This is a genomic window from Pseudomonas sp. GD03903 (assembly GCF_029840045.1).
In the GTDB taxonomy this organism is placed as follows: Bacteria; Pseudomonadota; Gammaproteobacteria; order Pseudomonadales; family Pseudomonadaceae; genus Pseudomonas; species Pseudomonas pseudonitroreducens.
This window is the reverse complement of the sequence record NZ_JAOCBT010000002.1, coordinates 230,164-250,762: the sequence shown is the minus strand read 5'-3', so window position 1 is coordinate 250,762 and position 20,599 is coordinate 230,164. Positions and strand designations below refer to the sequence as shown.

23 protein-coding genes and 1 tRNA gene are annotated in these 20,599 nt (G+C 62.8%); 3 read left to right on the top strand and 21 right to left on the bottom strand.

Translation table 11 applies throughout. From position 1 onward, the window contains the following. Positions 1-21: 21 nt before the first annotated feature. From N5C91_RS03785 to dapA, 3 genes are read right to left on the bottom strand one after another with little or no spacing between them, the layout of a single operon-like run. On the bottom strand, positions 22-780 hold the full coding sequence (locus tag N5C91_RS03785; RefSeq protein ID WP_279828033.1) for an MBL fold metallo-hydrolase: 759 nt from the start codon (positions 778-780) through the stop codon (positions 22-24). Then, on the bottom strand, positions 719-1,909 hold the full coding sequence (bamC, locus tag N5C91_RS03780; RefSeq protein WP_279828032.1) for an outer membrane protein assembly factor BamC: 1,191 nt from the start codon (positions 1,907-1,909) through the stop codon (positions 719-721). The genes N5C91_RS03785 and bamC overlap by 62 nt, the downstream gene beginning before the upstream one ends. Positions 1,910-1,922: 13 nt before the next feature. After that, positions 1,923-2,801 carry a 4-hydroxy-tetrahydrodipicolinate synthase gene (gene dapA, locus N5C91_RS03775; protein ID WP_236171574.1) on the bottom strand — a complete coding sequence of 293 codons (879 nt, stop codon included), beginning with the start codon at positions 2,799-2,801 and terminating at the stop codon, positions 1,923-1,925. Positions 2,802-2,973: 172 nt separating this feature from the next. Between dapA and N5C91_RS03770 the strand changes: the two genes are divergently transcribed. Together N5C91_RS03770 and N5C91_RS03765 are read left to right on the top strand one after the other, a co-directional pair. Then, on the top strand, positions 2,974-3,531 hold the full coding sequence (locus tag N5C91_RS03770; protein ID WP_236171576.1) for a glycine cleavage system protein R: 558 nt from the start codon (positions 2,974-2,976) through the stop codon (positions 3,529-3,531). A gap of 24 nt (positions 3,532-3,555) precedes the next feature. Then, positions 3,556-4,026: a peroxiredoxin gene (locus N5C91_RS03765; protein WP_279828031.1), complete on the top strand. Its 471-nt coding sequence runs from the start codon at positions 3,556-3,558 to the stop codon at positions 4,024-4,026. A 66-nt stretch (positions 4,027-4,092) separates the two neighbouring features. Here N5C91_RS03765 and N5C91_RS03760 read toward each other — a convergent pair whose 3' ends face one another. After that, positions 4,093-5,172: an AI-2E family transporter gene (locus tag N5C91_RS03760; protein ID WP_279828030.1), complete on the bottom strand. Its 1,080-nt coding sequence runs from the start codon at positions 5,170-5,172 to the stop codon at positions 4,093-4,095. A gap of 54 nt (positions 5,173-5,226) precedes the next feature. Beyond that, positions 5,227-5,478, bottom strand: coding sequence for a sulfurtransferase TusA family protein (locus N5C91_RS03755; RefSeq protein ID WP_279828029.1), 252 nt, complete (start codon positions 5,476-5,478; stop codon positions 5,227-5,229). Between the two features lie 226 nt (positions 5,479-5,704). Here N5C91_RS03755 and N5C91_RS03750 point away from each other — a divergent pair, with 226 nt between their 5' ends. Beyond that, the gene (locus tag N5C91_RS03750) at positions 5,705-7,141 is read left to right on the top strand and encodes a M48 family metalloprotease (RefSeq protein ID WP_236171583.1); all 1,437 of its coding nucleotides are present in this window, start codon (positions 5,705-5,707) and stop codon (positions 7,139-7,141) included. 154 nt (positions 7,142-7,295) lie between these two features. Here the strand turns inward: N5C91_RS03750 and nadA are convergent, their stop codons facing one another. From nadA to aspS, 16 genes are all read right to left on the bottom strand, one after another. Beyond that, positions 7,296-8,354, bottom strand: a complete 1,059-nt coding sequence (gene nadA, locus N5C91_RS03745) for a quinolinate synthase NadA (protein ID WP_279828028.1) — start codon at positions 8,352-8,354, stop codon at positions 7,296-7,298. 157 nt (positions 8,355-8,511) lie between these two features. Next, positions 8,512-8,587 (bottom strand) — tRNA-Lys (locus N5C91_RS03740). A gap of 59 nt (positions 8,588-8,646) precedes the next feature. Further along, complete coding sequence (gene queC, locus N5C91_RS03735; protein WP_279828226.1) at positions 8,647-9,321, bottom strand: 7-cyano-7-deazaguanine synthase QueC; 675 nt, start codon at positions 9,319-9,321, stop codon at positions 8,647-8,649. 38 nt (positions 9,322-9,359) lie between these two features. Next, positions 9,360-10,007 carry a 7-carboxy-7-deazaguanine synthase QueE gene (gene queE, locus N5C91_RS03730; RefSeq protein ID WP_236171595.1) on the bottom strand — a complete coding sequence of 216 codons (648 nt, stop codon included), beginning with the start codon at positions 10,005-10,007 and terminating at the stop codon, positions 9,360-9,362. 194 nt (positions 10,008-10,201) lie between these two features. Then, on the bottom strand, positions 10,202-11,044 hold the full coding sequence (gene ybgF / locus N5C91_RS03725) for a tol-pal system protein YbgF (protein ID WP_236171597.1): 843 nt from the start codon (positions 11,042-11,044) through the stop codon (positions 10,202-10,204). A gap of 6 nt (positions 11,045-11,050) precedes the next feature. Next, on the bottom strand, positions 11,051-11,557 hold the full coding sequence (pal, locus tag N5C91_RS03720) for a peptidoglycan-associated lipoprotein Pal (protein ID WP_017522099.1): 507 nt from the start codon (positions 11,555-11,557) through the stop codon (positions 11,051-11,053). 52 nt (positions 11,558-11,609) lie between these two features. Continuing rightward, positions 11,610-12,908, bottom strand: coding sequence for a Tol-Pal system beta propeller repeat protein TolB (gene tolB / locus N5C91_RS03715; RefSeq protein ID WP_236171599.1), 1,299 nt, complete (start codon positions 12,906-12,908; stop codon positions 11,610-11,612). After that, positions 12,905-13,960 (bottom strand): cell envelope integrity protein TolA, encoded by a 1,056-nt coding sequence (gene tolA, locus N5C91_RS03710; protein ID WP_236171600.1) that lies wholly within the window; start codon positions 13,958-13,960, stop codon positions 12,905-12,907. Before tolA ends, tolB begins: the two co-directional genes overlap by 4 nt. Beyond that, positions 13,957-14,421, bottom strand: a complete 465-nt coding sequence (tolR, locus tag N5C91_RS03705; RefSeq protein ID WP_024763368.1) for a protein TolR — start codon at positions 14,419-14,421, stop codon at positions 13,957-13,959. Before tolR ends, tolA begins: the two co-directional genes overlap by 4 nt. Before the next feature lie 23 nt (positions 14,422-14,444). Beyond that, positions 14,445-15,140, bottom strand: a complete 696-nt coding sequence (gene tolQ / locus N5C91_RS03700) for a protein TolQ (RefSeq protein ID WP_045210353.1) — start codon at positions 15,138-15,140, stop codon at positions 14,445-14,447. A 1-nt stretch (position 15,141) separates the two neighbouring features. After that, complete coding sequence (gene ybgC, locus N5C91_RS03695) at positions 15,142-15,588, bottom strand: tol-pal system-associated acyl-CoA thioesterase (protein WP_192430549.1); 447 nt, start codon at positions 15,586-15,588, stop codon at positions 15,142-15,144. A gap of 52 nt (positions 15,589-15,640) precedes the next feature. Beyond that, the gene (gene ruvB / locus N5C91_RS03690) at positions 15,641-16,699 is read right to left on the bottom strand and encodes a Holliday junction branch migration DNA helicase RuvB (protein ID WP_279828027.1); all 1,059 of its coding nucleotides are present in this window, start codon (positions 16,697-16,699) and stop codon (positions 15,641-15,643) included. A 10-nt stretch (positions 16,700-16,709) separates the two neighbouring features. Further along, on the bottom strand, positions 16,710-17,315 hold the full coding sequence (gene ruvA / locus N5C91_RS03685) for a Holliday junction branch migration protein RuvA (RefSeq protein WP_236171604.1): 606 nt from the start codon (positions 17,313-17,315) through the stop codon (positions 16,710-16,712). Between the two features lie 34 nt (positions 17,316-17,349). Further along, positions 17,350-17,874, bottom strand: coding sequence for a crossover junction endodeoxyribonuclease RuvC (gene ruvC / locus N5C91_RS03680; protein ID WP_236201519.1), 525 nt, complete (start codon positions 17,872-17,874; stop codon positions 17,350-17,352). A 116-nt stretch (positions 17,875-17,990) separates the two neighbouring features. Further along, on the bottom strand, positions 17,991-18,737 hold the full coding sequence (locus N5C91_RS03675; RefSeq protein ID WP_045210354.1) for a YebC/PmpR family DNA-binding transcriptional regulator: 747 nt from the start codon (positions 18,735-18,737) through the stop codon (positions 17,991-17,993). Between the two features lie 73 nt (positions 18,738-18,810). After that, positions 18,811-20,589, bottom strand: coding sequence for an aspartate--tRNA ligase (gene aspS, locus N5C91_RS03670; protein WP_139092983.1), 1,779 nt, complete (start codon positions 20,587-20,589; stop codon positions 18,811-18,813). Positions 20,590-20,599 lie beyond the last annotated feature (10 nt).

Below are 20,599 nucleotides of genomic sequence, written 5' to 3'. Positions count from 1 at the left end.
CCGCTTGCTTAGGGGGTGGGCTCAGGCGATGGTGCGCCAGTCGAGCCCCGAATGCTGATCGGCTACCTGCAGCCAGTCCGGGTCGCACCCGAGGGTGTCGACGAAGCTTTGCCGGGCCAGCTGCGGCGAGTTGTTCTTTTCGCTGAGATGCGCCAGCACCAGGTGCTGCAAGCTTTCCCAGCCCAGCTGGGCCACCAGTTCGGCGGCCTGCCGGTTGTTCAAATGTCCCCACTGGCCGCCTACACGGACCTTCAGTGGGTAGGGATACGGACCGCGGGCCAGCATGTCGGTATCGTGATTCGCCTCGATGATCAACGCATCGAGGCCACGATAGCATTCCAGCACCTGCGCCGTGGCGGCTCCCAGATCGGTGAGCTGGCCAAAGCGCTTCCGGCCATCGGAAAACACGTACTGCAGGGGCTCCCGCGCATCGTGGGAGACGCTCACTGCAGTGACTTCCAGGTCTTTCAGTACCAGGCGGTCGCCGCATTTGAGCAGCCCCGCTGGTGTCACCGGCTTGCGCATTCCCTGCAGGGTGCCGGCGCTGAGGTACACGGGTATTCGATGGTGCCGGGCCAGCAGTTCGACGCCGTTGATGTGATCGGAGTGCTCATGCGTGACCAGCACCGCGTCGAGCTGCCCGAGCTCTACGCCCAGGCGCGCCAGACGGCGGATGGTTTCACGCAGCGGGAAGCCGCAATCGATCAGTATCCGGGTGTCAGAACTGCTCACCAAGGCCGAATTGCCCCGGCTTCCGCTCCCCAGGACCGCGAAGTGCATTCCGCATACTCTCCTGGAGTTTTTCCAACACGCCCTGCGCCACGTCAGCCGGTGCGGAGGTGTTGATGTCTTTGTCGACGGTGATCTGGACGGTATTGCTCACGCTGGTCAGGCGAACCTGGTAGCGCTGGGCCTTGGCGTCCTCTTCTTCCTTGGTCTTCTCGCCACCGCCGAACAGACGGCTGAAGAAGCCGGGCTTGTCTTCGTCCTTCTTCTTCGCGCCTTCGGCGATGTTGACGTAGTACACGCCCAGGCTGCGATTGAGGTCGTCTACGCGGATGTCGGCACGATCCAGTGCACGGCCGACGCTGACCCAGGCGCGGTCGAAGTCGGAATCCACGGTCAGCACCGGGTTGCCGCTGCCGTCCTTGTTCAGTTGCACGGCACCGGGGGTGTCGTAGTCCGAGTGCGCAGCGAGCAGGGAGACGGAGCCGCCCTTCTCGGCACTGGTGGCCATGCTGGCGATCATTTCGTCGAGCAGCGCGGCGTCCAGGCTCGGCACGACCGGTTTGGTCGGCCAGTCAGCGCTGGCGGTGCTGCCGGCCGGGCGGGTTTCGCTCAGCACGTAGACTTCACTGGTATTGGTTTGCACACCCGGCTCGATGCGTACGCGAACGCGCGCTTCGCTGTCAGGCTCGACACCCGACACACGGCTGCTCAGGCGGCGCGCCAGGGGCGCGGAGAGCTGCGACAGCGGCTGCCAGTTGGTGCTGAACTCACCAGTCTGCGGACGCTCGTTGGCGATGGAGAAGCCGTTGTCCTGGAAGAACTGGTGGGCGACCGGCCAGACTTCAGCCGGCGGACGCTGGGCGACCAGCCAGCGCGAATCGCCGCTCTTCTGCAGGCTGAAGTCGCTGGCTTCGCCAGCGCCGGACAGCGGTTGCGGACGCGGCACTTCGAACTCGCCTTCCTTCTCGGTGCTGGTGGCAACGTTCATCGGGATCGGCAGCAGCGGGTCGAGCTGTTTGCTCTGCATGCCCTCGGGCACCTTCATCGGTGCGGTTTCGCGGGCGTTAAGGTAATCGTCACCACGGTCACGGAAGTAGCCTTCCGGGCCCCACAGCCAGCCGCAGCCGGAGGTGTTGCCGATAACCAGGGCGAGCGCAGTCAGTCCTGCCAGTCGCTTCATGCGAGGGAGCTCCTTAAGCCAGGACGCCGGTCTGGCGCATGGCCTGACGCAGCGGTTCGTGGCAGCGCGGGCTGAGCCAGGTCAGAGGCAGGCGGATGCCCTCTGGAATCAGCCCCATTTCGTGCAGGGCAAACTTGACCGGGATGGGGTTGGATTCGATGAACAGCGACTTGTGCAGCGGCATCAGGCGATCGTTAATGGCGCGGGCAGCGGCGGCATCGCCGCGCATGGCGGCGGCACACAGGTCGCTCATGGCGCGCGGGGCGACGTTGGCGGTCACCGAGATGTTGCCCTTGCCGCCCATCAGCATCAGCTCGACAGCCGTGGCGTCGTCACCGGAGTAGACGAGGAATTCCTTGCCGACGCGGTCCAGTACTTCCCTGGCGCGCTGCAGGTCGCCAGTGGCTTCCTTAATACCGATGATGTTCGGCACCTTGGACAGGCGCTCGACGGTCTCGGGCAGCATGTCGCAGGCAGTGCGGCCCGGCACGTTGTAGAGGATCTGCGGGATGGCCACGGCTTCGGCGATATGGCGGAAGTGCTGGTACAGGCCTTCCTGGGTCGGCTTGTTGTAGTACGGCGTCACCAGCAGGCAGGCATCGGCGCCGCCGGACTTGGCAGCCTCGGTCAGCTCGACGGCTTCGCGGGTGGAGTTGGCGCCGGTACCGGCGATGACCGGGATGCGGCCGTTGACCTGGTCGACTACGCGACGGATCACTTCCAGGTGTTCGTTCACGTCCAGAGTGGCCGACTCACCCGTGGTGCCGACCGCTACGATGGCGTTGGTGCCTTCCTGCAGGTGGAAGTCCACCAGCTTAGCGAGGCTGTCCCAATCCAGTCGACCCTGAGCATCGAAGGGGGTGACCAGCGCCACCATACTGCCCGCAATCATGCAACCGCTCCTGCCGGAAAAAGAAAGCCGTAATGGTACTGTCGCCACCGGCCCCGCACAAGGTGAGCGCAGCGACGTGCGAGCGGTCAGTCATTCCCCTCATCGGCGCTTTTCGCTACCCTTTCTCCTTTGTCGATGCGGCCCGCCTGGCCGCCACTCCCAGGAAAGCTGAATGTCCGCCTCCCACCCCCGTGAACAATTTCTTCTGATCAGTGCTCTGGGTCCGAACCCGATGGAGTTGACCAGCGTGCTGTGCCGCACCTGCATCGACAACCGTTGCTCGGTGGTCAGCAGTCGCCTGACCCGTCACGGCGAGTTCAGCGCACTGGTCCTGCAGGTCTCCGGCAGCTGGGATGCCCTGGCCCGCCTGGAAGGCGGCCTATCGCCCCTGGCCAAGCGCCATGGCTTCACCCTCAGCGTCACCCGCAGCAACGTCCACGTCACTCGCGCCCAGGCCCTGCCCTACGTGGCCTATGTCAGCGCCGTCTATCGTCCGGACATCCTCAACGAGCTGTGCCAGTTCTTCATCGATCACAACATCGAGCTGGAGAACCTCACCTGCGACACCTACCAGGCGCCGCACACCAACACCAGCATGCTCAATGCCACCCTTACCGTGACCCTGCCGGCCGGCACCCAGATCAGCTGGCTGCGCGATCAGTTCCTCGACTTCGCCGACGCACTGAACCTGGACGCGTTGATCGAGCCCTGGCGCCCGCAACATCCGTAAGGCAGATTTCAAGGAGAAAACCGCATGGCAGTCGAACTGAACAAGCCCATCGCCGATTTCCAGGCCCCGGCCACCAGCGGCGTCGAATTCCGCTTGTCCGAACTCAAGGGCAAGCAGGTCGTCCTGTATTTCTATCCCAAGGACAGCACGCCTGGCTGCACCACCGAGGGCCAGGGCTTCCGCGACAGGATCGAGGACTTCGCCAAGGCCAACACCCTGGTGTTCGGCGTCTCCCGCGACGGCATCAAGTCCCACGAGAACTTCAAGGCCAAGCAGTGCTTCCCCTTCGAGCTGATCAGCGACAAGGACGAAGCCGTCTGCCAGCTGTTCGACGTGATCAAGCTGAAGAAGCTCTACGGCAAGGAGTACATGGGCGTGGACCGCAGTACCTTCCTGATCGACGCCAAGGGCGTGCTGCGCCAGGAATGGCGCGGCGTGAAAGTGCCCGGCCACGTGGATGCCGTACTTGCCGCCGCCCAGGCGCTGAACAAGTGAGCTGCTGAACCAGGGCCAGTTGCGCTGCACAGATGAAAAAGGCCGCTGATCAGCGGCCTTTTTCTTTTACATCATCGGGCTGACCTGCGGCTCTACCGCCGGCTGGCGTGGCCAGGCATCCAGGACAGCCTTCACCAGGGTCGCCAGCGGAATGGCGAAGAACACCCCCCAGAAGCCCCACAGCCCGCCAAACAGCAGCACCGCGCAGATGATTGCCACCGGATGCAGATTCACCGCCTCGGAGAACAGCAGTGGCACCAGCACGTTGCCATCCAGCGCCTGGATGATTGCATGGGCCGCCATCAGGTAGATGAACTGATCACTCCAGCCCCACTGGAACAGCGCAATCATCGCCACCGGCACGGTGACCACCACAGCACCGATATACGGCACGACCACCGACAGGCCGACCAGCAGCGCGAGCAACGCCGCGTAGTTCAACCCCAGCACGGCAAAGGCGATGTAGGTCGCCACGCCGGTGATGAAGATCTCGATGACCTTGCCACGGATGTAGTTGGCGATCTGCTGGTTCATCTCGTTCCACACCTGCTTCATCAATCCGCGCTCGCGCGGCAGGTAACGACGGAACCAGTGGTAGAAGCGGCGGCGATCCTTGAGGAAGAAGAACACCAGGATCGGCACCAGCACCAGGTAGATCATGATGTTGACCACTACCGGCAGGCCCGACAGGGAGAACGTCAGGGCCCACTGGCCAAGCTGGCCCAGTTCGTTGCGTGCCGCCTCGACGGTGCGCAGCACCTGCTCTTCGGTGACCATGTCCGGATAGCGCTCAGGCAGCATCAGCAGCGTCGCCTGCCACTCGCCAAGCATGCCGGGCAGCTCGTTGAACAGCGTGAACAGCTGCTTCCACAGCAGCGGCACCAACACCAGCAGGAACACCGCGAGCAAACCGAGGAACAGCGAATACACCAGCCACACCGCGAACAGGTGCGGCACCCGCAGGCGCTCCAGCACGCCCACCATGCCCTGGATCAGGAAAGCAATGACCACCGCCGCCAGCACCGGCGCGAGCATCCCGCCAAAGGCCAGGATGACGGTGAACCCCAGCGCGAGAATGACCGCCAGCACTATCGCCTCCTCATCGGAGAAATAGCGCTGCATCCAGTCCTGCAAAACCTTGAGCATCAACGGAACCTGCGAAACGAAAGGGGTAACGTCGCGGTTACCCGCGATCGGGGGCTACTTCTTGCGCAGCCAGTAGCGATAGACGCCGGCTTCGACCTCTTCATGCAGCAATGAGTGCCCGGCAAGATCGGCGAAAACACGGAAGTCGCGCTGGGAGCCTGCGTCGGTGGCAATCACCTTGAGCACCGCCCCGCTGGGCAACTTGTTCAGCTCGAGCTTGGCCTTGAGCAGCGGCAACGGACAATTGAGACCGCTGGCGTCCAGCTCCGCGTCACAGGCGGGGACGGACGGCGTGGAATCGGGCATCGAAACGAACTCCGGTCAGGGCGCCCAAGAATACCGAAAGCCTTGGAAAAGTAACCAGGCCCAGGCAGGACAGTGTTCATTAATCAAGCCGTCAGCATCAGGGCCTAAAAGGAAGACGAAGCGAAAATACCCATTTCGAATTGCGCCGTACTTCCGCCCTGCAAACTAGGCATAGGCGTTAGCGTGCGGCTAAAGTAGAGCCTTTCTCGGAACGAGCCTCGTGTACATGAAAGTACTCCGCCCTGCCCTGCTGTCGCTCGCTGTCGCCCTCGCCACGCCGGCCCTGGCGGACGACTTGCCGTCTCTGGGCGATGCCAGCTCGTCCATCGTCTCCCCGGAGCAGGAATTCCAGCTCGGCCGTGCCTGGCTGAGCATGCTGCGCAACCAGGTCGACACGCTCAACGATCCGCAACTCAAGGACTACGTCGAATCCAGCGTCTACCGCCTGGCGGAGTCCAGCGAACTGCAGGACCACCGCTTGGCGTTCATCCTGATCCGCGACAAGCAGATCAACGCCTTCGCCGCCCCTGGTGGCGTGGTCGGCGTCAACGGAGGCCTGTTCATCTATGCCCAGACCGAAGGCGAATACATCGCAGTACTGGCGCACGAACTCGGCCACCTGAGCCAACGCCACTTCGCCCGCGGCATCGAGGCGCAACAGCGCATGCAGGTACCGGTGATGGCCGCCATGCTGGCCGGCATCATTGCCGCCGCAGCGGGGGCCGGTGACGCCGGTATCGCCGCCATCGCCGGCACCCAGGCCGCGGCGATCCAGAACCAGCTGCGCTTCTCCCGGCAGAACGAGCAGGAGGCTGACCGCGTCGGCGTCGCTACCATGGTCCGCGCCGGATACGACCCGCGCTCCATGCCCAACATGTTCGAGCGCCTCGCCCGGCAGTACCGCTACGAGGGCAAGCCGCCAGAATTCCTGCTGACTCACCCGGTGACCGAATCGCGTATCGCCGACACCCGCAACCGCGCCGAGCAATATCCCAAGGGCGGCAAGGAGGACTCGCTGCGCTACGAACTGATGCGCGCCCGCGTCCAGCAGATGTTCGAGGATACTCCGGGCATGGCCAGCAAACAGTTCCGCGCACAGCTCGATGAGGACCCGAAGAACGACGCCGCGCGCTATGGTCTGGCGCTGTCGCAGACCAAGATCGGCCAGCTCAACGACGCTCGCAGCAACCTCCAGCAATTGCTGGCCAAGGCCCCCAACGACATCAGCTACAACCTGGCCATGTCCGATCTGGACATCACCGCCAACAAGTTGCCCGACGCCCAGGCGCGGGTACAGAAGATGCTCGGCCAGTACCCGGAAAGCTACCCGCTGATCCAGGCCCAGGCCGACCTGATGATGAAGACCAATCGCGCCGCCGACGCCGAGAAGACGCTGTTCAAACTGTCTCAGCGCCGCCCGCTGGACCCGGACGTGTGGAACCGCCTGGCCGACGCCTGCACCCTGAGCGGCAACGCCATCGGCGTGTACCAGGCGCGGGCCGAGTATTACGCGCTCACCGGCGACTACAAACAGGCGATCGAGCAGCTGGACTTCGCCAAACGTCGCGCCGGCGGCAACTTCACCCTGGCCGCACGCCTGGATGCCCGCCAACAGGAGTTCCGCGACCAGGAGCGCATTCTCAAGGAAATGATGGGCCGCTGAGTAATCACGCAGCCCTTTCCTGCAGGAGCGAGCTTGCTCGCGAACAGCTTGATGCCACTGATTCCCGTGGTGGGTTCGCGAGCGAGCTCGCTCCTACAAAAGCCTTGAAGAAAAAGCCCGGCATTGGCCGGGCTTTTTCATGGTGCCGAGTGCGTCAGGCATTGCCCGCCAGCTTCAGCTTCGCCGCCTGGGTAAAGTCGAGCATGCGCTTGAGCGGCTTGATCGCCTTGGGAATCAGCGCCGGATCGACGAAGATTTCGCCCGAGCCTTCCTTCAGGCACGCCAGGGTACGCTCCAGGGTGTTCATGGCCATCCACGGGCAGTGCGCACAGCTGCGGCAAGCCGCACCATTACCGGCGGTGGGCGCCTCGATGAACTCCTTGTCCGGGCACAGCTGCTGCATCTTGTAGAAGATGCCGCGATCGGTGGCGACGATAAAGCGCTTGTTCGGCAGCGTCTGTGCTGCCTTGATCAACTGGCTGGTGGAGCCCACGGCGTCGGCCAGCTCCACCACCGCTTCCGGCGACTCCGGGTGAACCAGGATCGCGGCGTCCGGATAGACCGCCTTGAGATCTTCCAGCTGCTTGGCCCTGAACTCCTCGTGAACGATGCAGGCACCGTCCCAGAGCAACATGTCCGCGCCGGTCTCGCGCTGGATATAACGGCCCAGATGCTGGTCCGGTGCCCAGAGGATGGGCTCACCGTTGTCCATCAGGTGCTCGACGATTTCCACGGCGCAGCTGGAAGTCACCACCCAGTCTGCCCGCGCCTTCACCGCCGCCGACGTGTTCGCATAGACGACCACGGTGCGCTCCGGATGCTGATCACAGAAGGCAGAGAACTCATCCACCGGGCAACCCAGGTCCAGCGAGCAGGTCGCCTCCAGGGTCGGCATCAGCACGCGTTTTTCCGGATTGAGGATCTTCGCGGTCTCGCCCATGAAACGAACACCGGCAACCACTACGGTCTGCGCCGGATGCTGGTTGCCGAAGCGGGCCATTTCCAACGAATCGGAAACACAGCCGCCAGTCTCTTCGGCAAGCGCCTGAATCACCGGATCGCAGTAGTAATGCGCGACCAGTACTGCATTCTGCGCCTTCAACTCAGCGGCGATGGCCGCCCGGTAGTCGGCCTCTTCCTGCGCGCTCAGCACCCGCGGCTGTTTCGCCGCCAGATGGGCCTGGACCAGCAGGCGTTCGGAAATCTGGGACATCGTGTGAAAACCTCAACAGGCACGGTCTGATTATGCCGGCGATTTTATCACCACCGCCGGAGGACGCGATGCGCCGAAGAGGGCAGTACGCAGACTTTTTCCGGCACATGGCAAAAGCCCCGTGATCTTTCGATCACGGGGCTTTCACAGGATTTGATGGTGGGTCGTGTAGGATTCGAACCTACGACCAATTGGTTAAAAGCCAACTGCTCTACCGACTGAGCTAACGACCCGACGTGGTGCGTATAATACTGATTTCTAACGCAAAAACAACACCCCGCGAAAACTTTTTTCAGAAATATCGCGTCGGGTCGGAAATTCCGGCGGCAGAAAAGCCCTCGGAACGCAGTCGACAGCTGTCACATTTACCGCAGGCACGCCCGTCATCATCGGCCTGATAGCAGGAAACGGTCAGGCTATAGTCCACCCCCTGCGCGATACCCGCTTCGATGATCTGCGCCTTGGAAAGGAACTGCAGTGGCGCCTGGATACGGAAGCCGTCGCCCTCAACACCAGCCTTGGTCGCCAGGTTGGCCATACGCTCGAAGGCCTCGACGAACTCCGGGCGACAGTCCGGGTAGCCAGAGTAATCCACAGCGTTCACACCAATGAAGATGTCCCGTGCGCCCAGCACTTCCGCCCAACCCAAGGCAAGTGACAGGAACACGGTGTTACGCGCGGGCACATAGGTGACCGGGATACCCTCGCTGGGCCCCTCGGGTACAGCGATGCTGCTGTCGGTCAGGGCCGAGCCGCCGATACCGTTCAGGTTCAGGCCGATCACCTTGTGCTCGATCACGCCCTGCTGGCGAGCGACGCGCGCAGCTGCCTGCAGCTCGGCGCGATGGCGCTGGCCATAGTCGAAGCTCATGGTGTAGCAGGCATAGCCTTCGGCCTTGGCCAGGGCGACCACGGTGGCAGAATCCAGGCCACCAGAGAGCAGGATCACGGCTTTCTTGTCATTCACGACTGTCTTATCGGACATAAACAGGGTCTCCTCCGCGCTCAGTGGCCCGGCTCATCGTTCCAGAGAATCTTGTGCAATTGCAGCTGCAGACGCACCGGCAGGTTGTCGCTGACGATCCAGTCGGCCAGCGCACGCGCATCCACCTGGCGGTGACTGGGCGAGAACAGCACTTCGCCGGCGCGCTGCTCGAGGCGATACTCGATCAGCTTGGAGACCGCCCAGTCATAGTCCTCGCGGGAGCAGATGACGAACTTCACCTGATCGTTGGCCGTCAGCTCGCCGATGTTCTCGTAACGATTGCGCGCCACTTCCCCGGAGCCCGGAGTCTTCAGATCAAGCACCCGACTGACGCGGCGGTCGCTGGTAGAGATGTCGAGCGCGCCACTGGTTTCCAGCGACACGTCATAGCCGGCATCGCACAGTCGCTCGAGCAGCGGAATGCAGTTGGGCTGAGCCAGCGGCTCGCCACCGGTTACGCAGACATGACGCGGGCGATAGCGGGCTACCTGGTCGAGGATGGCGTCGAGGCTATGAATCTCGCCACCACTGAATGCATAGGCGGTATCGCAGTAATTGCAGCGCAGGGGACAGCCGGTCAGGCGTACGAACACGGTCGGCAAGCCGGCGGTGCGCGTCTCCCCCTGCAACGAGTAGAAAATCTCGGTAATGCGCAGGGTCTGTTGCATATCAGCCACGGGCGTGACGGCTATACAGGCCATCCGCCTCCGTTGCGTTGAAGTCGTGGGCACACTCGGGTGCCCGGCAAGCCCGGAACGCTGCAGACATCAGCCGAGCTGAAACCACTGGCGGTTTCCGGGGGCGGCAATTCTAACGAAAAAACCCGCGACGAGCGCGGGTTTCAGACTGCGGGACAGGAAGCTTACTTCAGATTCTTCAGGTCACGCTGGGACAGCTGGGCAGCGGAAGAGCCCGGATACTGGGCCACGACCTGTTGCAGGATGCCACGGGCCTTGTCGGTATTACCAAGGCGGCGCTCGACATCAGCGAGCTTGTACAGCGAGTCCGGAACCTTGGTACTGCTCGGATAAGCCTGGCTGACGCGGGCGAAAGCCTGCCCGGCGCCCTGCAGGTCACCCTTGGCGAGGTTCACTTCACCCAGCCAATACTGTGCATTGCCTGCGTACTGGCTGTTCGGGTACTTGCGCAGGAAGGCACCGAAGGCCTGGCTGGCCTTGTCGAAGTCCTTGGCCTTGACTAGGTCGAAGGACGCGTCGTAGTACAGCTTCTCTTTTGCCGGGTCACCCGGCTCGTTGCTGGCGGCGGGCTGCTGTTGCTGGGCGGCGGCAACGCCTGCTCCTGCGGCAGCTCCGGCACTGGCGCCGGCAGCGGGGGAATTGGGTTGAACAGCAGCACCGGCCGCTCCTGCACCTGCACCGCTGGAAAGGCGGCTGTCGATGTCCTGGAAGCGTTCCTGGTTTTCCTGCTTCATTTGCTGGATCTGGTTCTGCTGCTCTTCGAGCATGCCGCGCAGACGGGACAGCTCGTCCTGCATCTGCTGCAGCTGCATGAACAGCTGAGCCTGACCGGAGACGGGGGTAACGACCCCGCCTCCGGCGTAGGCGCCATCCGCGCCTGCGGTGCCATAACCTGAGGGCGGTGTGCTGGCATAGCCACCATTACCGTCCTGTACCGGAACAGCGGCTGCCGCCATGAGCGGCAGTCCGCATGCGATCAAGGTCAGAAAACGCAGGCGCATCGGCATCACGTCTTACTTCTTCAGCTCAACGCGACGGTTCTGGGCCCAGGACTGCTCGTCATGGCCAGTGGCAACCGGACGCTCTTTGCCGTAGGAAACCAGTTCCAGCTGAGCCGGGGACACGCCCTGCAGCACCAGGTAGCGCTGAACGGCCTTGGCACGACGCTCGCCCAGAGCCATGTTGTACTCGCGGGTGCCGCGCTCGTCAGTGTGACCTTCCAGGACTACGCGCTGGCCGGAACCTTTCAGGTCCTTGGCGTGTACGTCCAGGGCACGCATGGCTTCCGGCTTCAGGTCGGAGCTGTCGTACTCGAAGTAGAAGGTGGTGATAGCGCGCAGAGCGGCTTCGTCGCTCAGGGAGCCGTCAACGGCACCGCTGTTGGCGCCGTAGCCAGCGTTCGGATCAACGCCGCCATTGGCGCCTTCACCAGTAGCATCGCCTTTCTTGGACGAGCAGCCTACGGCAACAGCCATGGCGAGGGCGATAACGGCAAATTTGCCGAATTTCAGCATTTCCATCATGTAACTCCTAATGAACCCCAGTGTATAAGTTTGAAACAGTTGGCAACCGTCAGTTCAGGTAAGGGGACCAGGAAGGCTCTCGCACGTCGCCTTGAGCGGTGGGTAGCGGTAACCGAACACGTCCGTTGATGCTCACGAGCATCAACACGCCCCGGTCCTGCTGGCGGGTGGCGTATATTAGCATCGTGCCATTTGGCGCAACAGTGGGCGAGTCATCCAGGTTGGTATTGGAAAGTACCCGGAGATTACCGCGCTGAAGGTCCTGCGCTGCGATCTGGAAGTTGGTGAAACCGTCCTGGCGGTGAACCATGACCAGGGTCTTCTCATCCGCCGACAGTTTCGGATTCGCGTTGTAGTTGCCGATGAAGGTAACGCGGTCGGTAGCGCCCGAGTTCACATTCATCTTGTAGATCTGCGGCTTGCCGCCACGATCCGAGGTGAAGTACAGGGTCGAGCCATCCGCACCCCAGAAGGGTTCGGTGTCGATCGCCGAGTTGTTGGTCAGGCGACGCAGTTGGCGGCTGCCCAGGTCCATCACGTAGATCTCCGGGTTGCCATCGCGCGACAGCACGAAAGCCAGGCGGTTGCCATCCGGCGAGAAGGCCGGGGCGCCATTGAGGCCTTCGAAGTTGGAGATCTGCTCGCGGCGGCCAGTGTCGACGTACTGCATGAAGATGCGCGGACGCTTCTGCTCGAAGGACACATAGGCAATGCGACGGCCATCAGGCGAGAAGCGCGGCGAGAGGATCGGCTCGCGCGACTGCAGCAGGGTCACCGGGCGGGCACCGTCATAGTCGGAGCGCTGCAGGGTGTAGCGGGTGTTGTCTACCGAGAAGCGCTCCGCGGTCACGTAGAGCAGCTTGGTGGAGAACGCCCCCTTGATGCCAGTGAGCTTCTCGAACGACTGGTCGGCGATGTAGTGCGACATGTCGCGAAGCTGGTCGGTGGTGCCACCCACGCTCCCGGTCAGGACTTGCTCCTGGGTCGCCACGTTGAGCAGGGCGTACTGGATCTGCAGGCGGCCACCATTGGGCACGATGCTGCCGACCAGCACGTACTGCGCTCCGAGGGCCTGCCAGTCGCGGTAGATCACCTCACTGGCCTGGGCCGGCTGGCTGATCATGTTCTGGCGCGGAATCGGTTCGAAGTAACCGGAGTTGCGCAGGTCATTGCCGATGATGTTCGACATGTCTTCCGGCAGGACGTTACCGCCCTGCCAGCCGAACGGAACCACGGCAATCGGGACGGCCGAGTCACGACCACTGGAGATCACCAGCGGGTCGGCGGCCTGCGCTGCGCCGGCCACCAGGGCCAGGGCGAAGAGCGCGAAGCGAATCAGGGTACTCACAGATCTAAATCCTCCGGTTTGAAGACCATTCGGCGCTGACGATACAGGCTATCGAACGTGGCGCGATCCAGTTTTTGCAGTTCGGGAATACGGCCCACATTTCGGACCGCAGCCACCGCCGAATCGTCGAACGGCTTGTCACCGCTGGAGCGGGTCACACTCACATTGGTGATGGCGCCGCTCGGCAGCATCTGAATCAGCACTTCTACGCTCATTCCGTTACGAGCTGAAGGAGGACGGCTCCACTGCTGGCTTACCAGGCTGACGATCAGATCGTCAAAGTTACCCGCCACCTCGTCACCTTGCTCGTCAGCCAGGGCCTGCTGCCGTTGCGTGTCGTTGGACAGCAGATCGGCCAGGGCCTGGGCCTTCTTGTCTTCCGTCGCCTTGCGCGCTGCGGCAGCGGCTGCCGCGGCAGCCTTCTTCTTCGCAGCCTCGACCGCGGCAGCCTTCTTCTTGGCTTCATCCGCGGCGGCTTTTTTCTTCGCGTCCTCGGCGGCCTTCTTCTTGGCCTCCTCGGCAGCTTTCTTCTTCGCCTCGTCAGCGGCCTCTTTCTTGGCCTCTTCCTCGGCTTTCTTCTTGGCTATGTCAGCCTGCTGTTTCTGCTCGGCAGCCTTGGCCTCGGCCGCCTTCTTGGCGGCTGCGGCGGCATCGGCGGCCTTCTTGGCGTCATCTGCCTTCTTCGCTTCAGCCGCTTTCTCAGCGGCATCTGCAGCCTTTTGAGCCGCATCAGCCTTCTTTTGTTCCTCGGCTTTCGCAGCAGCCAATGCCTGCTGCTCAGCCTTCTTCTGCTCGAGCTGCTCCTGCTCGTATTGCTTGGCCGAAGTCTTCTTCGCCTCGCCGGCTATCTTCTGGTTGGTCTGCTGGGTTGCCTGGCTCTTGGACTTCAGCTGGTACAGGGTAGCCTGGACGATCGGCCGCGAAGGCGGCAGTTCAGGCGTACTGGCCCAGCTGACGAACAGCATGGCGAAAATCAACACATGCAGGGCCACGGCCAGGACCGTTGGCCAGAAGTAGCCTTCCGATTGAGAGCGCTCGAGCTGGTGCATCAACTACCTGGTGCCTCGGTAATCAGACCGACGTTGCCGACTCCGGCTTTCTGCAGACCGCCCATGACGGCCATGACCGAGCCATAGTCGACTGCCTTGTCCCCACGGACGAAGACCTGGACTTTCTTACCCTGGCGGCTGTTCTCGGCCATGATCCCAGTGGCAGCGTTGACCAGTTGATCGAGGTCCACGGCAGTCTGGCTGCCCTTGCCCTGATCCGGGTCCACTTCCGAGCCCATGTTCCAGTAGTAGGTCTTGTCGGCCTTGATGGAGATGGTGAGCACGCGGGAATCGTTATCCTGCGGCAGCGCTTCGCTGGAAACCTTGGGCAGGTCGACCTTGACCCCCTGGTTGAGCATGGGCGCGGTCACCATGAAAATGACCAGCAGTACCAACATCACGTCGATGTAGGGCACCACGTTCATTTCCGCGACCGGCTTGCGCTTGTGACGAACTCTTGCCATGACGGCTTACCTCTTGGTCGTCTTCAATCGTCGCTGGTGTGCACTTTGCGGTGCAGGATGGCCTGGAACTCGTCGGCGAAGGTGTAGTAGCGGCCGATGAGCATTTCCGAGCGAGCGGCGAAACGGTTGTAGGCGATGACCGCGGGGATGGCCGCGAACAGGCCGATTGCAGTGGCGATCAGCGCTTCGGCGATACCCGGCGCCACGGTGGCGAGGGTGGCCTGCTGCACGGTGGCCAGGCCACGGAAGGAGTTCATGATGCCCCACACGGTGCCGAACAGACCGATGTACGGGCTGGTGGAACCGACGGTGGCGAGGAACGGCAGGCTGGTTTCCAGCTTCTCTTCCTCACGGGAAATGGCAACGCGCATGGCGCGGGAAACGCCTTCCATCACTGCATCCGGATCGACGCCGGCCTGCTGGCGCAGACGCGAGAATTCCTTGAAGCCGGCACGGAAGATCTGCTCGACCCCCGAATCCGGATCGGGGTTGCTGCCCGCCTGACGATAGAGCTTGGACAGGTCGATACCCGACCAGAAGCGCTCTTCGAAAGTTTCCAGGGCCTTCTTCGCCGAGCGCATCATGTTGCTGCGCTGGAAAATCATGATCCAGGAAGTGACCGATGCGGCCACCAGGGTCAGCATCACCAGCTGTACCACGACGCTGGCGTTACTGATCAAGCTCCACATGGAAGTATGGTCGACGACGTTCGGTTCCACGTTAATCTCCTGCTGAAAGGGTGTCCGGACTGCCGGCAAATGCCGCACGCAACACATCTGGGATAGCGCGGGGTTTCAGGTTGTCCGCCCGCACGCACGCCACCAGGAATCGCCCCTCGCAGAGCAAGGTCGAATCCGACGCCCGCCGAACCTGTTGACGAAACTTCAGGCTCGCGCGGTTCAATTCCTCGACTTCGGCGCTGACGAGCAGCTCATCGTCCAGGCGGGCCGGTGCGTGATAACGCGCCTCGGCCGAATGAACGACGAAAAGCAGGTTCTCCCCCGCCAGCTGTGACTGGGCGAAGCCCAGATCACGCAGCCGCTCGGTACGAGCCCGCTCCATGAACTTGAGGTAATTGACGTAGTAGACGATGCCGCCGGCATCGGTGTCCTCGTAATAGACCCGATACCGCTGCTGGAACGGCTGACCCCCGTGTTGCGCGCGCATACTCTAGAACCAAGTAGAGACTTTGCCAATCGGCAATCGTCTACAAATGCAATTAATTACCATCTTCAGGGGCGAACAGATCCGGCGTCGCCCCCTCCCCCATCCGCTTCGGCACGTTCAGGCCGAAATGCAGGTACGCGTGCCGGGTCACGACACGGCCGCGCGGTGTGCGCATGATATAGCCTTGCTGGATCAGATAGGGCTCCAGCACATCTTCAATCGTGTGTCTTTCTTCGCTGATGGCCGCCGCCAGGTTGTCGATCCCCACCGGGCCGCCATCGAACTTGTCGATCATGGTCAGCAGCAGGCGGCGATCCTGGTGATCGAAGCCCCTTTCGTCCACGTCCAGCAGGTTCAGCGCCTTGTCGGCGATGTCACTGCTGATATGTCCGGTGCCGCGCACCTCGGCGAAATCCCGCACACGGCGCAACAGCCGGTTGGCGATCCGCGGCGTGCCACGTGCACGCCGGGCGATTTCGTAGGCGCCCGCAGGCTCGATTTCCAGCCCGAGGATGCTCGCCGAGCGCGCGACGATACTGGAAAGATCGTCCACACCATAGAACTCGAGACGCTGGACGATACCGAAGCGGTCACGCAGCGGATTGGTCAGCATGCCGGCACGAGTCGTCGCGCCAACCAGGGTGAAGGGTGGCAAGTCGAGCTTGATCGAGCGTGCAGCCGGGCCTTCGCCAATCATGATATCCAGCTGGAAGTCTTCCATGGCCGGGTACAACACTTCCTCGACGATGGGCGACAGGCGATGGATCTCATCCACGAACAGCACGTCGTTGGGCTCGAGGTTGGTCAGGATTGCCGCCAGGTCGCCGGGGCGCTCCAGCACCGGGCCGGAGGTGCTCTTGATCGAAACGCCCATCTCCTGGGCGATGATGTTCGCCAGGGTGGTCTTGCCCAATCCGGGCGGGCCGAAGATCAGCGTGTGATCCAGCGCTTCCTGACGCCCACGGGCCGCCTGGATGAACAACTCCATCTGCTCGCGCACCACCGGCTGACCGACGTAGTCCGCCAGCTTGAGCGGGCGGATGGCGCGGTCGAACTGCTCTTCGCGGTCGCGATTGGAAACGGAGGAAATCAGGCGATCGGCTTCGATCATCAGTGTCTACCTAGACCATGCCCTTGAGGGAACGGCGGATGAGTTCTTCGCTGGACAAGCCTTCCTCCTGCACGGCGGCCACGGCGCGGCTCGCCTCCTGGGGTTTGAAGCCCAGGGCGATCAGCGCGCTGACCGCATCGGACTCGGCGCTTGAGACTGCGGCTACCCGCAGGGGTTCCACCACCAATGGTGCGATGGAAGGAATATTCTCCCACGCCTTGAAGCGATCCTTGAGCTCTACCAGCAGGCGCTCGGCGGTTTTCTTGCCGACACCGGGAATCTTCACCAGGGTGGAAGTATCCTGGGCCTGCACGCAACGCACCAACTCATCGACTTCCAGCCCGGACATCAACGCCAGCGCCAGCTTCGGCCCCACGCCATTGAGGCGGATCAGCTCGCGAAACAGCTCACGCTCACGCTTCTCGGCAAAGCCATAGAGCAGGTGGGCATCCTCGCGCACCACCAAATGGGTGTGCAGGGTCACCGGCTCGCCCAGGCTCGGCAGGCGATACAGGGTGGTCATCGGCACTTCCAGCTCGTAGCCCACGCCATTCACATCGACGATGAGGTGCGGCGGCTGCTTTTCCGCCAGGGTGCCACGCAAGCGTCCAATCACGAGTCAAAGTCCTTGAAGAAAGTTTGTCTGGATATCACAGGCGCAGGCGACCGCCGCGACGGCGGGCGCCCATCAGGCCATGTGGCACCAGGCTCTGCCGGGTATGCGCGTGGCACAGGGCGATGGCCAGGGCATCGGAGGCATCGATCTGCGGCTTCTGCGTCAGCTTGAGCAGATGCATGACCATCATCTGCACCTGCTGCTTGTCCGCGCCGCCGGTGCCGGCAATCGCCTGCTTGACCTGGCTGGCGGTGTACTCGGCGATCTGCAGCCCCTCTTCCGCCGCCGCGACTATGGCCGCGCCACGCGCCTGCCCCAGCTTCAGCGCCGAGTCGGCGTTGCGCGCCATGAACACCTGCTCGATGCCCATCATGGTCGGCTGGTAGGTCTGGATGACCTCACGCACACCACGAAAGACGATCTGCAGGCGTTCGAACAGCTCGCCATTGCCGGTGCGGATGCAGCCCGAAGCCACGTATTCACAACCACGGCCGGTGTCGCGCACCACGCCGAAGCCGGTAATCCGTGAGCCTGGGTCGATACCGAGAATCAGGGTCATGTCCGTTCGATCACACCTAGTCTGCAACGCGCATTTCAGATAACAAAAACCGGAAGCGGGAGGCGCCGCTGACGACCACTCCCGCTTCCGGCTTCAGCACATCGCCGGTGGTAGGATCAGCCCAGCTGGGCCATCACCTCGTCCGGGATGTCCGCATTGGAGTAGACGTTCTGTACGTCATCCAGGTCTTCCAGCATGTCGATCAGCTTGAGGACCTTCTGCGCGGTGTCCAGGTCCAGGGTCGCCACAGTCGACGGGATCATGGTGATCTCCGCGTCCTCGCCCTTGAAGCCCGCTTCGGTCAGTGCTTCGTTGACCGAGATGAAGTCGGCGAAGGTGGTGAAGACGTCGATGGAGCCATCGTCATTGACCACTACATCGTCGGCGCCGGCTTCCAGCGCGGCATCCATCAGGGCCTCTTCGTTCACGCCCGGCGCATAGCTGATCTGCCCCTTGCGCTCGAACATGTAGGCCACCGAACCATCGGTCCCGAGGTTGCCGCCGCACTTGCTGAAGGCATGGCGCACTTCGGCCGCGGTGCGGTTGCGGTTGTCGGTCATGGCCTCGACGATGATCGCCACGCCGCTGGGCGCGTAGCCTTCGTAGGTCAGCTCGGCCATGTTGTCGGCTTCGCTGGAGCCCACGCCGCGCTGGATGGCGCGGTCGATGGTGTCGCGAGTCATGTTGGCGGTCAGCGCCTTGTCCACGGCCAGGCGCAGGCGCGGGTTGTCCGCCGGAATCCCGCCACCCTGCTTGGCAGCAACGGTCAGCTCACGAATGAGCTTGGTGAAGATCTTGCCCTTCTTGGCGTCCTGACGTTCCTTGCGGTGCTTGATGTTGGCCCATTTGGAATGACCAGCCATAACTCACTCCGTATCACTTGTTTGCTTCGCACGCGGCGCCCGGTTTGCGGGCGCCGCTGCAATCCGAATCGACTTACTCGGCGGCCTTCTGCTGCTCGCGCAGGCGGATATTCAGCTCGCGCAGAGCCTTGGCATCCACAGTGCCCGGCGCCTGGGTCATGACGTCGCCGGCGCTCTGGGTTTTCGGGAAGGCGATGACTTCGCGGATCGAGGCCGCGCCGGTCATCAGCATCACCAGACGGTCCAGGCCGAAGGCCAGGCCACCGTGCGGCGGTGCGCCGTACTTCAGGGCATCCAGCAGGAAGCCGAACTTCTCTTCCTGCTCCGCATCGTCGATGCCCAGCACGCGGAACACCGCCTGCTGCATGGCCTTGTCGTGGATACGGATGGAACCGCCGCCCAGCTCGGTGCCGTTGAGCACCATGTCGTAGGCACGGGACAGCTTGCCGGCCGGGTTGGCCTCCAGCTCTTCCGGGGTGCACTTGGGTGCGGTGAACGGGTGGTGCAGCGAAGTCAGGCTGCCGTCGTCGTTCTCTTCGAACATCGGGAAGTCCACGACCCACATCGGCGCCCACTCCTTGGTGAGCAGGTTGAGGTCATGGCCGACCTTGATACGCAGCGCGCCCAGGGCGTCGCAGACGATCTTGGCCTTGTCGGCGCCGAAGAACACGATGTCGCCATCGACTGCACCGACGCGATCGAGGATCTCGTTCAGGTTCGGCTCGGCGATGTTCTTCACGATCGGCGACTGCAGACCTTCCACGCCCTTGGCGCGTTCGTTGACCTTGATGTAGGCCAGGCCCTTGGCGCCGTAGATGCCGACGAACTTGGTGTAGTCGTCGATCTGCTTGCGCGGCATGCTCGCACCGCCCGGAACACGCAGGGCGGCAACGCGGCCCTTCGGATCATTGGCCGGACCGGAGAAGACCTTGAACTCGACGTCCTTCAGCTGATCGGCGACGTCGACCAGTTCCAGCGGGATACGCAGGTCAGGCTTGTCCGAACCGTAGCGGCGCATGGCCTCTTCGAAGGGCATGTGCGGGAATTCGTCGAACTCGACGTTCAGTACTTCCTTGAACAGCTGGCGCACCATCTTCTCGGTGATCTCGATGATGTCGCTTTCTTCGAGGAAGCTGGTCTCGATGTCGATCTGGGTGAATTCCGGCTGGCGGTCGGCACGCAGGTCTTCATCGCGGAAGCACTTGGCGATCTGGTAGTAACGGTCGAAGCCGGCCACCATCAGCAGTTGCTTGAACAGCTGGGGCGACTGCGGCAGGGCGAAGAAGTGGCCCGGGTAGGTGCGGCTCGGCACCAGGTAGTCACGCGCGCCTTCCGGCGTCGGGCGACCGAGGATCGGGGTTTCCACGTCGAGGAAACCGTTGTCGTCCAGGTAGCGGCGGATGCTGCTGGTGATGCGCGCGCGCAGCTTCAGCTTGGCAGCCATTTCCGGGCGACGCAGGTCGATGAAGCGGTAGCGCAGGCGGGTTTCCTCGCCCACGTCGGAGTATTCGTCCAGCGGGAACGGCGGGGTTTCCGCCTGGTTCAGCACTTCCAGTTCGTGACCCAGCACTTCGATGGCGCCCGAAGCCATGTTCGAGTTGCGCGCACCTTCGGGGCGCAGGCGCACCTTGCCGGTGATCTTCACCACGTACTCACTGCGCACGCGGTCGGCCTTGGCGAAGGTCTCGACGCGATCCGGGTCGAACACCACCTGGGCCAGACCCTCACGATCACGCACGTCGAGGAAGATCACCCCGCCGTGGTCGCGGCGACGGTGTACCCAACCGCAAAGAGTGACTACCTGGCCGTCCAGGCTCTCGTTCAACTGGCCGCAATAGTGGCTGCGCATCATGGTGTGTTTC

What these genes read in the sequence shown, in the direction of transcription:
- N5C91_RS03785 (WP_279828033.1), bottom strand. Translation starts at nt 780, where the DNA reads ATGCACTTCGCGGTCCTGGGGAGCGGAAGCCGGGGCAATTCGGCCTTG.
- bamC (WP_279828032.1), bottom strand. Translation starts at nt 1,909, where the DNA reads ATGAAGCGACTGGCAGGACTGACTGCGCTCGCCCTGGTTATCGGCAAC.
- dapA (WP_236171574.1), bottom strand. Translation starts at nt 2,801, where the DNA reads ATGATTGCGGGCAGTATGGTGGCGCTGGTCACCCCCTTCGATGCTCAG.
- N5C91_RS03770 (WP_236171576.1), top strand. Translation starts at nt 2,974, where the DNA reads ATGTCCGCCTCCCACCCCCGTGAACAATTTCTTCTGATCAGTGCTCTG.
- N5C91_RS03765 (WP_279828031.1), top strand. Translation starts at nt 3,556, where the DNA reads ATGGCAGTCGAACTGAACAAGCCCATCGCCGATTTCCAGGCCCCGGCC.
- N5C91_RS03760 (WP_279828030.1), bottom strand. Translation starts at nt 5,172, where the DNA reads ATGCTCAAGGTTTTGCAGGACTGGATGCAGCGCTATTTCTCCGATGAG.
- N5C91_RS03755 (WP_279828029.1), bottom strand. Translation starts at nt 5,478, where the DNA reads ATGCCCGATTCCACGCCGTCCGTCCCCGCCTGTGACGCGGAGCTGGAC.
- N5C91_RS03750 (WP_236171583.1), top strand. Translation starts at nt 5,705, where the DNA reads ATGAAAGTACTCCGCCCTGCCCTGCTGTCGCTCGCTGTCGCCCTCGCC.
- nadA (WP_279828028.1), bottom strand. Translation starts at nt 8,354, where the DNA reads ATGTCCCAGATTTCCGAACGCCTGCTGGTCCAGGCCCATCTGGCGGCG.
- queE (WP_236171595.1), bottom strand. Translation starts at nt 10,007, where the DNA reads ATGCAACAGACCCTGCGCATTACCGAGATTTTCTACTCGTTGCAGGGG.
- ybgF (WP_236171597.1), bottom strand. Translation starts at nt 11,044, where the DNA reads ATGCCGATGCGCCTGCGTTTTCTGACCTTGATCGCATGCGGACTGCCG.
- pal (WP_017522099.1), bottom strand. Translation starts at nt 11,557, where the DNA reads ATGGAAATGCTGAAATTCGGCAAATTTGCCGTTATCGCCCTCGCCATG.
- tolR (WP_024763368.1), bottom strand. Translation starts at nt 14,421, where the DNA reads ATGGCAAGAGTTCGTCACAAGCGCAAGCCGGTCGCGGAAATGAACGTG.
- ybgC (WP_192430549.1), bottom strand. Translation starts at nt 15,588, where the DNA reads ATGCGCGCGCAACACGGGGGTCAGCCGTTCCAGCAGCGGTATCGGGTC.
- ruvB (WP_279828027.1), bottom strand. Translation starts at nt 16,699, where the DNA reads ATGATCGAAGCCGATCGCCTGATTTCCTCCGTTTCCAATCGCGACCGC.
- ruvC (WP_236201519.1), bottom strand. Translation starts at nt 17,874, where the DNA reads ATGACCCTGATTCTCGGTATCGACCCAGGCTCACGGATTACCGGCTTC.
- N5C91_RS03675 (WP_045210354.1), bottom strand. Translation starts at nt 18,737, where the DNA reads ATGGCTGGTCATTCCAAATGGGCCAACATCAAGCACCGCAAGGAACGT.
- aspS (WP_139092983.1), bottom strand. Translation starts at nt 20,589, where the DNA reads ATGATGCGCAGCCACTATTGCGGCCAGTTGAACGAGAGCCTGGACGGC.